This is a genomic window from Microbacterium sp., from assembly GCF_030149085.1.
Lineage (GTDB): Bacteria > Actinomycetota > Actinomycetes > Actinomycetales > Microbacteriaceae > Microbacterium.
The window spans coordinates 1-10,709 of sequence record NZ_JASBSF010000216.1 but is presented as its reverse complement, the minus strand read 5'-3'; the positions used below and the strand labels follow the sequence as shown (position 1 = coordinate 10,709).

At 66.8% G+C, this 10,709-nt stretch carries 12 protein-coding genes; 7 read left to right on the top strand and 5 right to left on the bottom strand.

Annotated features, from left to right (window positions below; translation table 11 throughout):
* The coding region (locus Q1V87_RS08710) for an ABC transporter permease (RefSeq protein ID WP_300591747.1) at positions 1 to 810 on the top strand (810 nt) is incomplete at its 5' end.
* Between the two features lie 82 nt (positions 811 to 892).
* On the opposite strand, the gene Q1V87_RS08705 is transcribed toward Q1V87_RS08710, so the two are convergent.
* Positions 893 to 2,686 carry a glycoside hydrolase family 15 protein gene (locus Q1V87_RS08705; protein ID WP_300591745.1) on the bottom strand — a complete coding sequence of 598 codons (1,794 nt, stop codon included), beginning with the start codon at positions 2,684 to 2,686 and terminating at the stop codon, positions 893 to 895.
* Positions 2,687 to 2,828: 142 nt separating this feature from the next.
* Between Q1V87_RS08705 and Q1V87_RS08700 the strand changes: the two genes are divergently transcribed.
* Positions 2,829 to 4,202: a glucose-6-phosphate dehydrogenase gene (locus tag Q1V87_RS08700; RefSeq protein WP_300591743.1), complete on the top strand. Its 1,374-nt coding sequence runs from the start codon at positions 2,829 to 2,831 to the stop codon at positions 4,200 to 4,202.
* 27 nt (positions 4,203 to 4,229) lie between these two features.
* On the opposite strand, the gene rraA is transcribed toward Q1V87_RS08700, so the two are convergent.
* On the bottom strand, positions 4,230 to 4,697 hold the full coding sequence (gene rraA / locus Q1V87_RS08695; protein ID WP_300591741.1) for a ribonuclease E activity regulator RraA: 468 nt from the start codon (positions 4,695 to 4,697) through the stop codon (positions 4,230 to 4,232).
* Between the two features lie 117 nt (positions 4,698 to 4,814).
* Here rraA and Q1V87_RS16290 point away from each other — a divergent pair, with 117 nt between their 5' ends.
* From Q1V87_RS16290 to Q1V87_RS08685, 3 genes are all read left to right on the top strand, one after another.
* Positions 4,815 to 5,150: an LLM class flavin-dependent oxidoreductase gene (locus tag Q1V87_RS16290; RefSeq protein WP_366945423.1), complete on the top strand. Its 336-nt coding sequence runs from the start codon at positions 4,815 to 4,817 to the stop codon at positions 5,148 to 5,150.
* Positions 5,063 to 5,641 carry an LLM class flavin-dependent oxidoreductase gene (locus tag Q1V87_RS08690; RefSeq protein WP_363498959.1) on the top strand — a complete coding sequence of 193 codons (579 nt, stop codon included), beginning with the start codon at positions 5,063 to 5,065 and terminating at the stop codon, positions 5,639 to 5,641. Before Q1V87_RS16290 ends, Q1V87_RS08690 begins: the two co-directional genes overlap by 88 nt.
* Before the next feature lie 89 nt (positions 5,642 to 5,730).
* Positions 5,731 to 6,297 carry a nitroreductase family protein gene (locus tag Q1V87_RS08685; protein WP_300591739.1) on the top strand — a complete coding sequence of 189 codons (567 nt, stop codon included), beginning with the start codon at positions 5,731 to 5,733 and terminating at the stop codon, positions 6,295 to 6,297.
* A 67-nt stretch (positions 6,298 to 6,364) separates the two neighbouring features.
* Here the strand turns inward: Q1V87_RS08685 and Q1V87_RS08680 are convergent, their stop codons facing one another.
* A complete protein-coding gene (locus Q1V87_RS08680) occupies positions 6,365 to 8,578 on the bottom strand; it encodes an AAA family ATPase (RefSeq protein ID WP_300591737.1) in 2,214 nt (737 codons plus the stop codon).
* Between the two features lie 166 nt (positions 8,579 to 8,744).
* Between Q1V87_RS08680 and Q1V87_RS08675 the strand changes: the two genes are divergently transcribed.
* Positions 8,745 to 8,915, top strand: coding sequence for a hypothetical protein (locus Q1V87_RS08675; RefSeq protein ID WP_300591749.1), 171 nt, complete (start codon positions 8,745 to 8,747; stop codon positions 8,913 to 8,915).
* A gap of 104 nt (positions 8,916 to 9,019) precedes the next feature.
* Complete coding sequence (locus tag Q1V87_RS08670; RefSeq protein ID WP_366945422.1) at positions 9,020 to 9,658, top strand: DUF2254 family protein; 639 nt, start codon at positions 9,020 to 9,022, stop codon at positions 9,656 to 9,658.
* Between the two features lie 37 nt (positions 9,659 to 9,695).
* On the opposite strand, the gene Q1V87_RS08665 is transcribed toward Q1V87_RS08670, so the two are convergent.
* Together Q1V87_RS08665 and Q1V87_RS16285 are read right to left on the bottom strand one after the other, a co-directional pair.
* Positions 9,696 to 10,367 carry a hypothetical protein gene (locus Q1V87_RS08665; RefSeq protein ID WP_300591735.1) on the bottom strand — a complete coding sequence of 224 codons (672 nt, stop codon included), beginning with the start codon at positions 10,365 to 10,367 and terminating at the stop codon, positions 9,696 to 9,698.
* A gap of 233 nt (positions 10,368 to 10,600) precedes the next feature.
* Entirely contained in the window at positions 10,601 to 10,708 is a 108-nt protein-coding gene (locus Q1V87_RS16285; RefSeq protein WP_366945424.1) for an LPXTG cell wall anchor domain-containing protein, read from the bottom strand.
* Between the last annotated feature and the right edge of the window lies 1 nt (position 10,709).

Genomic DNA, 10,709 nt, shown 5'->3' with positions numbered 1-10,709 from the left:
GTCAGCGCCGCGGTTGTCGATGACGCATCCTCGCCCACCGGTGTGGTCGTCATCGCCGAGGACTCGCCACCGACGTCGCTGCTCATGGGGCTGTCGGAGTCTCCGTCAGTCGTACTGCTCGACCCGGCGACCGTCGACTTCGCGCTGCGCTACTTCGTCTCGATCGGGTTCGGAATCGTCTTCCTTCTGGCGGCATCCCTCTTCGGCGGAACCATCGCCCAGAGCGTCGTCGAAGAGAAGCAGACCCGCGTCGTCGAGTTGCTCCTGTCGGCAATGCCGGCACGAACGCTCCTGGCGGGCAAGATCATCGGGAACACCATCCTGGCAATGGCGCAGATCCTGCTCCTCGCCACGATCGCCGTGGTAGGGCTGATCGTCACCGGGCAGAGCGAGGTGCTCCAGGGCCTCGGCGCCCCGATCGCCTGGTTCGCGATCTTCGTCCTCTTCGGGTTCGTGCTGCTCGCCGCCCTTTTCGCGGCGGCGGGTTCGCTCGTCTCGCGCATGGAAGACATCGGCTCGACGACCGCGCCGCTGACGATGCTCATCATGGCGCCGTACTTCCTGGTGATCTTCGCAGGCGACAACCCTGTCGTGCTCACCGTGATGTCGTATGTGCCGTTCTCGGCGCCGGTCGGGATGCCGCTTCGGCTGTACCTCGGAGAGGCGCAGTGGTGGGAGCCGATCCTGTCGCTGGTCATCCTCATCGCCACCTGTGTCGCTGCGATCGTGCTGGCGGCAAAGATCTACGAACGCTCGATCCTGCGCATGGGCGCGCGCGTCTCATGGCGCGAGGCACTCAAGACCCCGTGATCTGAATGCCCCGGCTATCCCGCGTCGGTCCCGTCTCCGCCTCGGAGCGCGGGACCGTCGCGGGGATCACGACTGTTGCGCGCTACTCCCGGTCGGCGGCGCGGCCATGGTGTCCAGCCAGCGCGTCGGCGGCCCGGACGAGGGCAAGGTGCGAGAGAGCTTGAGGCGTGTTCCCCGCCTGACGGGCGCCCTCGACGTCGTACTCCTCTGAGAGCAAGCCGACGTCGTTGGCGAAGCCGCAGAGACGGGTCATGAGCGCCATCGCGTCATCCACACGACCGCTGTTCGCATACTGCTCCACGAGCCAGAACGAGCAGGCGAGGAACGGATGCTCGGTGCCCGCGAGACCGTCCACCCCGCTCTCGGTGCGATAGCGGTGCAGGAGTCCGTCCACCATGAGCGTGCGTTCCATCTCGGCGACGGTGCCCAGCATCCGCGGGTCATCGTGCGCGACGAACCCCACCTGCGCAAGCAACAGCAGTGAGGCATCCACTTCGGTCGACCCGTAGTGCTGCACGAAGTGGCCGCGCTCGGCGTCGAAACCGTGCGCGTCGATCTCCGCCCGCACCTGGTCACGCAGTCTCTCCCACTTCTGCGCGTCGCCGGGAAGACCATAGTCGCGCACCGCCCGCGCACCGCGGTCGAACGCAGCCCAGATCATCGCTCGAGAGTGCGTGAACTTCTGCGGCTCGCCACGAATCTCCCAGATGCCGTTGTCAGGCTTGTCGAAGTGGCGCTCGACGAACGCGAGCATCGCCCGCTGCAGTGCCCACGAGAAGTCGGTCTCTTCGACCCCAGCCACACGGGCCGCCTCAAGGGCCACCATCACTTCGCCGATGACATCGCCCTGGTACTGGTCGGAGGCACCGTTTCCGATCCGCACCGGCGCCGACCCCTCATATCCGGGCAGCGACGCGAGTTCGCGCTCGACCAGATCGCGCTCTCCCGCAAGCCCGTACATGATCTGCAGATCCTTGGGGTCGCCCGCGATAGCGCGCAGCAGCCACTGCCGCCAGCGCGCCGTCACACGCAGGAAGCCGTGGGAGATGAGCGCCTCGATCGTCAGCGCGGCATCGCGCAGCCACACGTAGCGGTAGTCCCAGTTGCGCACTCCACCGAAGTCTTCGGGAAGGGAGGTGGTAGCCGCCGCGACGATACCGCCGGTGTCTTCGTGCGTCAGTGCGCGAAGCACCATGAGCGAGCGCACGACCTCATCTTCGAACGGGCCATCGTGGTCGACACGTCCCGCCCACTCACGCCACCAGTGCAGCGTGTGGGTGAGCATTCGATCGACATCGGCGGGATCCGGTGCCTCCCGGTGAGACGGGAACCAGGTCAGGGTCAGATCCACCCCGCTGCGCGCTTCGACCGTGAACGATCCGCGGTGCACGTGGTCGTCGGGGTTCATCTCTACACCACGCACCAGTACGGCATCCGGCCCCGCGATAGCCAGCAACGCCGGTTCAACGTGGCTGCCTACCTGACGCACCCACGGGAGCGCGCGAGCGTAGTCGAAGCGCATCCGCAACTCCGTCGTGAAATCGACGTGTCCCGAGACCCCCTCGACGCGCCGCACGAGCTCTACCCGACCGCCGTCGATCGGCATGAACTCGCGCACCTCAGCGACACCCGTCGAGGTCTCCCAGCGGGTGACGAGCACGAACGTGTCGTCCTCGTAGTACCGCGCCACGGTGGCGTCGGGGTCGGCAGCGCGAATGCTCCAGTGACCGTGCTTCTTCTCACCGAGCAGCGCGCCGAAGATCGACGGAGAGTCGTATCTCGGCAGGCACAGCCAGTCAATGCTTCCCTCGCGGGAGACGAGAGCAGCAGTGCGGCAGTTGCTCAAAATCGCGTAGTCCTCGATCGGCGCGGCCATGTCCCGATTGTGTCAGCCCTCGGCAAGGTTCGCGGTAGATCCACCGCGCACGCGGCATCCCAGCTGGTGTCGCTTACCTCTCGTCCCCACGACTTCCCGACGAATCTGCCTGCCGGACACACAGCGTCGATAAGGTGGCGACATGGCCGACCAGACGACGACGCTCATGATTCTCGGCGCATCGGGGGACCTCACCTCCCGGTTGCTGCTGCCTGCTCTCGGCCAGCTGCTGTCGCGGCAGCCCGGTCGCCAGGTACGCCTGCGCGGCGCGGGGATGGATGACTGGACCGACGAGCACTGGCGCGAGACCGTCCGCACCGCCTTCGCGTCGATGGATGCCGAGGACGCGTTCGAGAAGGTCGCCGACACGACCTACACGAAGGCCGACATCACCGCACCCGACGACCTCACTTCGCTGCTCTCCGAGACGCAGGGCCGAATCGCCCTGTACTTCGCGGTCCCGCCGGCAATCGCCGCCAAAGCCTGCGAGTCACTGTCGTCGGTCGACCTTCCCGACGGACTCATCCTGGCCCTCGAGAAGCCGTTCGGGACGGATGCCGACAGCGCCCACGCGCTCAACGAGAAGCTCGCGGCGCTCGTCCCCGAGAGCCAGGTATTCCGCGTCGATCACTTCCTCGGCCGCTCGATGTCGCTGAACATCATCGGCGCCCGCTTTGCCAACCGCGTCCTCGAGCCGATCTGGTCAGCTGAGCACATCGAGTCGATCGACATCACCTACGACGAGAAGCTCGGGCTCGAGGGGCGGGCCGGCTACTACGACAAAGCCGGGGCACTGCGCGACATGATCCAGAGCCACCTCCTGCAGCTGATGGCGCTCGTGACGATGGAGCCGCCTGCGACGCTCGGTGAGCAGGACCTCCGGGGGGCGACGACCTCCGCGCTGTTGGCCACGCGCATCTGGAACGATGACCCCGTCGCGTCCTCGCGCCGCGGGCGATACACGGCCGGAACGATCGACGGCCGCGAGCTGCCGAACTACGTCGACGAGCCGGGGGTGGACCCCGACCGCGAGACCGAGACCCTCGCCGAGGTCGTGCTCGAAGTCCGCAACAACCGCTGGGCCGGCGTGCCCATCACGATGCGCTCGGGCAAGGCGGTCGGCGATCCGGTCAAGGAGATCCTCATCCGATTCCGCCCGGTCCGGCACCTGCCCGACGGATTCACCGGCGCGACCCGCGGGTCGCGGCTGCGGTTCACGCTCGGGCCCGACCGGATGTCGCTGGGTCTGAACGTCAATGGAAGCGAAGACCCGTTCGCGCTCACGTGGGCAAAGCTCAGCGCCGATCTCGGCGAGGGGGCGCTTCTGGCCTACGCAGAAGTCCTCTCGGAGATTCTCGACGGCGACCCGACCCTGTCGGTGCGTGGGGATGCTGCCGAGCAGTGCTGGCGCATCGTGCAGCCGGTGCTTGACGCCTGGGCAGCCGGTGATGTCCCGCTGCAGGACTACGCGGCAGGTTCGCACGGGCCTGACGGCTGGCCCGACCACGACTACTGAGCCGCACCTCGCAACACCTGAGGCGCCTCACCGTTCGACGAGCACGCCGTCGGCATCCGCCCAGACGTGCTTGCCCGGAGTGAACACGACGCCGCCTATCCTTACGGGGACGTCCAGGTCGCCGACGCCGTCCTTGGCGCTCTTGCGCGGGTTCGAACCGAGAGCCTTGACCCCGAGGTCGAGTCGCCCGATCGCTTCGCGGTCGCGAATCGCGCCGTACACGAGGATGCCTGACCAACGGTTCTCGACCGCGGATCCCGCGATGAGATCTCCGACCAGCGCCGAATCGAGCGAGCCACCCCCGTCGATCACGAGCACGCCACCGCGTCCCGGAGTTGCCAGGGTCGCCTTCACCAGGGCGTTGTCGCGAAAGCAGCGCACCGTACGGATCGAGCCGTCGAAGGCGACCCGGCCACCGATATCCTGCAGCTGGATGCCCAGCGAATCGAGCTCATCACCGCGTTCGTCGAACAGGTCTGCCGTCGCAATCGTCATGCTCTGACGCTATCCGTGCGTACCGCTGCGTCCGCGGACCGGTAACCGGAAAGAACCGGCAGACTTCCGAGTCCCGCAAGCGTCCCGGTCGCGACCGGTACGGGCAATACTCGAAGGATGACGACCCACCCCGCAGAGCATCGTCCCGTGCGCGTCGGTGTGCAGCTCGCACCCCAGCACTCTTCCTATTCTCAGATCCGCGACGCCATCCTTCGCGCAGAAGATCTGGGGGTCGACGCGATCTTCAACTGGGACCACTTCTTCCCGCTCACTGCGCCGCTCGAGGCTGAGCACTACGAGGCGTGGACGATGCTCGCCTCCATCGCCGAACTCACCGAGCGGGTGGAGTTCGGCCCGCTCGTCAACTGCAGTTCGTACCGCAACCCCGACCTGCAGGCCGACATGGCCCGCACCGTCGACCACATCAGCGCAAAGGCGGGACGGGTCGGCTGATCTTCGGCACGGGCTCGGGCTGGGCCGAGAAGGACTACCTCGAGTACGGCTACGAGTTCGGCACCGTCGGATCACGCCTGAACGATCTGCGCGACGACCTCGGGCGTATCCGTCGCCGATGGGAGCTGCTGGATCCGGCGCCGACGCGAGACATTCCGATCCTCATCGGCGGGCAGGGCGAGCAGAAGACGCTCCGGCTCGTGGCCGAGCACGCCGCTATCTGGCACACGTTCACGCCGATTGAGAAGATCCCCCACAAGCTCGACGTGCTTCACGACTGGTGCGCGCGCGTCGGCCGGGATCCCGCCGACATCGAGATCGCGACGGGTTTCACTCCGCGCGGGTTCGGGCCGCTGCTGGAACAGGATGCCCTGGAGCGGCTGCATCCGCTCGGGGTGCGCTTCATCATCCCCTCGATCGACGGGCCGGACTACGACCTCTCCCCCGTGAAGCCGCTGCTGGAGTGGCGAGACCGGATGAACGGAGCCTGACGCGGCGCGGGGAATACCAAGCGAAATTGGGTGTTGACCGAAGAGGACGACGGGGTCCGTTCCGATAATCCTCAACACCGGGAGAAGTCATGACCACCATCGCCCCGTCCAATGCCCTGCTCGACGTCCTCGCGAACCGCCGCAGCACTCGGGTCTTCGATGCCGAGCGCCCGATTGACGAGTCAGCACTGTCGGCAGCTCTCGAAGCTGCGCGCTGGGCGCCGTCGGCAGCAAACACTCAGCCGTGGCGACTGATCGTCGCACGGCGCGGCACCGACGCGTTCTCGCAGATCTCGAATGCGCTCACCGGTTTCAACCAGGTCTGGGCTGTCAATGCGGGAGCACTCGTGGTCTTTCTTGCCGACACCGAGCATGACGGCGTGGAGTTGCCGTGGGCCGAGTATGACGCGGGCCAGGCCGCTGCGCACTTCACCGTGCAGGCACACGCCGACGGCCTGATGACTCACCAGATGGGAGGGTTCGACCGCGACGCCATCGCTGCCGCGTTCTCGCTCCCCGAGACGATTCGCCCGCTCACGGTCATGGCCGTCGGGAACCTGGGCGATCTTGACGCGGCAGACGAGGCGGTCCGCGAACGCGAGGCAGCGCCCCGTACCCGCCGGCCGCTGTCGGAGACTGTCCTGGTCGACGCCTGATTTCGTCCGAGACAGACGCGGGGCTCGAGGTCATCAGTTGAACACGAGCCCCGCGGGGTTTCTGGGTTCAGTCGTCCATCACTTCGGCGTCGATGATGTCGTCATACACGCCCGGACGCGGCGCCGGGGCGACTGCCGGCCCGTCACTGGTCAAGACCAACGAGTCCCCGTCGACCGCGACATCCACCCGAACGAGGTCTCCATCGCGGACCCCGCCGGACAGCAGTGCCATCGCCAGGCGATCCTGGATCTCGGACTGGATGAGACGCCGCAGCGGACGAGCCCCGAACACGGGGTCGTAGCCCCGCTCGGCGAGCCACCCTCGTGCGTCCGGGGTGACCGCGAGGGTCAGTCGACGCTCCTGAAGGCGATGCTGCAGTCGGTCGACCGTCAGCTCGACGATCTGAGCCAGATCGTCCTGCGAAAGTGCCTGGAAGATCACGATGTCATCGAGCCGGTTGATGAACTCGGGCTTGAACGCCTGCCGCACGAGCGCCAGCACCTGTGACCGCTTCTGCTCCAGCGGCATCGTCGGGTCGATGAGGATCGGCGATCCGAGATTCGAAGTCAGAATCAGGATGACGTTCGTGAAGTCGACAGTGCGCCCCTGGCCATCGGTGAGACGTCCGTCATCCATCACCTGCAGCAGGATGTCGAACACCTCCGGATGCGCCTTCTCGACCTCGTCGAGAAGCACGACGCTGTACGGACGGCGCCGCACGGCCTCCGTGAGCTGGCCGCCCTGCTCATATCCGACATAGCCGGGAGGCGCACCAACGAGCCGTGAGACGGAGTGCTTCTCGCCGTATTCCGACATGTCGATCCGCACCATGGCGTGCTCGTCGTCGAAGAGGAACGCGGCGAGCGCCTTCGCGAGCTCCGTCTTGCCGACACCCGTGGGGCCGAGGAAGAGGAACGAGCCCGTCGGACGGTTGGGGTCGCTGATCCCGGCACGCGATCGGCGCACCGCATCGGCGACCGCCTTCACTGCCTCCTTCTGCCCGATCAGGCGCTTGCCGAGCTCTGCCTCGAGGTGCACGAGCTTCTCACTCTCACCCTGCAGGAGACGACCCACCGGAATGCCGGTCCATCCGGCGATGACCGCCGCGATGTCTTCGTCGGTGACCTGCTCGTTCACCATGCGGTCCTCGCTCGGCTCCATGCTCTCGGCTTCGATGATCCCGCGCTCCAGCGCCGGGATCTCGGCGTAGAGCAAGCGCGATGCGCGTTCGAGGTCACCCTCACGCTGTGCACGCTCGGCTTCGATGCGCGCGGCATCCAGGCGCGTCTTCAACTCACCGACGCGGTTGAGGATCGACCGTTCGGTCTCCCACTTCGCCTGCAGCTCCGAGAGCTTGTCCTGCTCACGCTTCAGGTCCGCGCGCAGCTTCTCAAGGCGCTCGCGCGACGCGTCATCTTTCTCCTTCTTGAGCGCGAGCTCTTCGAGCTTCAGCCGGTCGACGTGGCGTCGCAGCTCGTCGATCTCCAGCGGCGCCGAGTCGATCTCCATCCGCAGCCGGGATGCCGCTTCGTCGATGAGGTCGATGGCCTTGTCGGGCAGCTGCCTGCTCGGGATGTAGCGGTGCGACAGGGCCGCAGCCGCGATCAGCGCGCTATCCGAGATCGCGACCTTGTGGTGTGCCTCATAGCGCTCCTTGAGGCCGCGGAGGATCGCGACGGTGTCTTCGACGTTGGGTTCGCCGACGTAGACCTGCTGGAAGCGGCGCTCGAGCGCGGCATCCTTCTCGATGAACTCGCGATACTCGTTGAGGGTCGTCGCCCCGATCATGTGCAGCTCGCCGCGAGCGAGCATCGGCTTGAGCATGTTGGATGCCGCGACCGATCCTTCGCCACCGCCCGCGCCCATGAGCACGTGGAGTTCGTCGATGAAGGTGATGATCTGACCTTCGGAGTCGGTGATCTCCTTAAGCACCTTCTTGAGACGGTCTTCGAACTGCCCGCGGTACATGGCGCCGGCGACCAGCGCCGAGATATCGAGCGCGATGAGCTCCTTGCCCCGGAGGCTCTCGGCAACATCCCCCGCCACAATGCGTTGAGCGAGACCCTCGACGACGGCAGTCTTGCCGACGCCCGGTTCGCCGATGAGGACGGGATTGTTCTTGGTGCGGCGGGTCAGGACCTGGCTGATACGCCGGATCTCGGCATCCCGCCCGATGACGGGGTCGTGTTTGCCCTGGCGGGCACGGTCGGTGAGGTTGATGCCGAACTGTTCGAGCGCGCTCTGCTGCTCGTCCTGGTCGGCCATCGGGGTGGTCTGCATGATGCCTCCTGCGCGGCGACGTGGGTGGCGGTTCGTCCGCCGAAATCTGCGTGAGCTCAAACTTGAGCCGTTCTGACTCAAGTTTATCACCGCGTGGTCGATTCGGGAAGAGCTTCGCCGATAAACGGGGCCTCGGGATAGCGTGGGTTCTCATGCGGAGCCGACGATGACAAACGTGAGGGTGTTTCTGACCCAGATGACCCGCGCGGTGTGGTTCCGGGCCTCGCTGTTCAGCCTCGCCGCCGTGCTGCTCGCCCTCGCGGCGGGGTTCCTCGAGCCGCTGCTTCCCGATCTCGCCGTCAACCTGGGGCAGGGGTCGGTCGACGAAATCCTGTAGATCGTCGCGAGCTCAATGCTCGCCGTCACGACGTTCTCCCTGACTGCGATGGTCACGGCCTACGGTTCGGCGTCACGGGTAGCTACGCCCCGTGCAACACACCGGTGAGGCCAGAGCGCGCGGGATACGTTACGCACATCGATCTCGGCCGCCTGGAAGCGGTGGCCGAAGCTCGAGAGCTCACGATTCATGTCCGCGCACTGCCGGGGACAGTCGTCGACGCGGCCAGCCCCCTCGCGCTGGTTGCCGGCACCGTTGATGAAGAGGTCCGTTCGAAAGTCGCCAACGCATTCCACATCGAGTCCCACCGAAGCTACGACCAGGACCCGCGACTGGGGATGATCGCCCTATCTGAGATCGCGAGCCGCGCGCTCTCACCCTCGACCAACGACCCGGGTACCGCCATCGACGTCCTCGCTGCCCTCAGTCGCGTGTTCGAGAACATGCTGCAGACCGAGGCCGACGACGACACACCATACGGCCACGTCACCGTCGAGCCCGTCACCCTCGGCGACCTCGTCGAGGACGCGTTCCGCCCGACCGCTCGCGACGGTGCCGGAATGGTGGAGGTCGGCATCCGGCTCCAGAAGACCCTCGCCTCGCTCGCCGACCTCGCCGGTCCCGCGCGCAGTCGTCCGTTCACGGATGCCGCGACCGACGCTCGCGCGCGAGCACAGCGCGTCCTCTCCCGCTCCGACGCTGTGGCCTTACGGAGGGCAGCGTCAGCCGCGCCGCGCCGCTGACGACAGCCGCCACTGACGCGGCGGGAGCCGATCGGACTCAGTCGCCGAGGCTCGGGTACAGCGTTCGGAGGTGACTGAGCACGTCACCGGTGATCTCGGTTTGCGAACTCGTCGTGCCTGCGCCGTTGACAGTCACCCAGAGTGGGGACGCGAAAGCGTAGACGGTCGTGAACATCCCGAGGGCGTCGTCGCGCTCCCACGTGTACGCCGGAGCAGTACCGATCAGTGTGCCCGTGAAGACGCTGGAACCGAGCGCCGTCGTGAGGGTGTCCCGGGATGCCTGCGGCAGCGCGGCGACGACGACAGTGAAGGCTCCGTCGCTCTGCGGAATGCCCCAGATGCATCCGATCTTCTGTGTCGCCTCGGTCAGCGCGTTCTCGGCTACAGGGCCGGCCATGATGCCGGTAAATTCCGCGGGACCGAGCTCGGCGATGAACTGTGCGTCAGCCCCGAATTGTGCCTGCGCGACGGCGAGATCGAGCAGGTCGGTGCACGCGAGGGCATCGAGGTCGATCTCGTCGGCGGGCGGGTCGGTCGTCGGTGGCCCGTCGGATGTGGCATCCGGTGAGGGCGCCGTCGATGCGGATGCCGAAGGCGTCGGCTCGGGTTCCGGCGCCGGCGTGCACCCGACCAGAGCAACGCTCAGTGCAACAACGCCGGCCCACAGCGGCGTCGGTCTTCCCATCATCTGTCCCCCACCCCTCGACATGGCCAGAGTGTAGCGAAGGCAGAGCGCGCAGCCCGGCCACGTTGCCCGATCGTTGCCTCGCCGAGGGGCAGCCTCAGCCGGTCGGTGCGAGATCCTGGGACACCGAGGGGATCCGGCGCCGTACGCAGTCGGCATCCGGTCGATACCTCCCGCACTGCGCGCCGACAGCGACGGGAGCGGCCGCATAGCACCGCCGCCCCCGTCGATGGTGAACCACCGAGTTGCACGTCGGGCTAGCTGCGCAGGGCCCGCCGTCGGACCGCGAGCGCTGCGCCAGCAAGGATCATCAGACCGCCTATCCAGAGAGCTCCGATGGAGAAGGTCCCGCCGGTCGTCGCCAGC

Coding starts and splice junctions, on each gene's coding strand:
- Q1V87_RS08705 (WP_300591745.1), bottom strand. CDS start 2,686: ATGGCCGCGCCGATCGAGGACTACGCGATTTTGAGCAACTGCCGCACT.
- Q1V87_RS08700 (WP_300591743.1), top strand. CDS start 2,829: ATGGCCGACCAGACGACGACGCTCATGATTCTCGGCGCATCGGGGGAC.
- rraA (WP_300591741.1), bottom strand. CDS start 4,697: ATGACGATTGCGACGGCAGACCTGTTCGACGAACGCGGTGATGAGCTC.
- Q1V87_RS16290 (WP_366945423.1), top strand. CDS start 4,815: ATGACGACCCACCCCGCAGAGCATCGTCCCGTGCGCGTCGGTGTGCAG.
- Q1V87_RS08685 (WP_300591739.1), top strand. CDS start 5,731: ATGACCACCATCGCCCCGTCCAATGCCCTGCTCGACGTCCTCGCGAAC.
- Q1V87_RS08680 (WP_300591737.1), bottom strand. CDS start 8,578: ATGCAGACCACCCCGATGGCCGACCAGGACGAGCAGCAGAGCGCGCTC.
- Q1V87_RS08675 (WP_300591749.1), top strand. CDS start 8,745: ATGACAAACGTGAGGGTGTTTCTGACCCAGATGACCCGCGCGGTGTGG.
- Q1V87_RS08665 (WP_300591735.1), bottom strand. CDS start 10,367: ATGTCGAGGGGTGGGGGACAGATGATGGGAAGACCGACGCCGCTGTGG.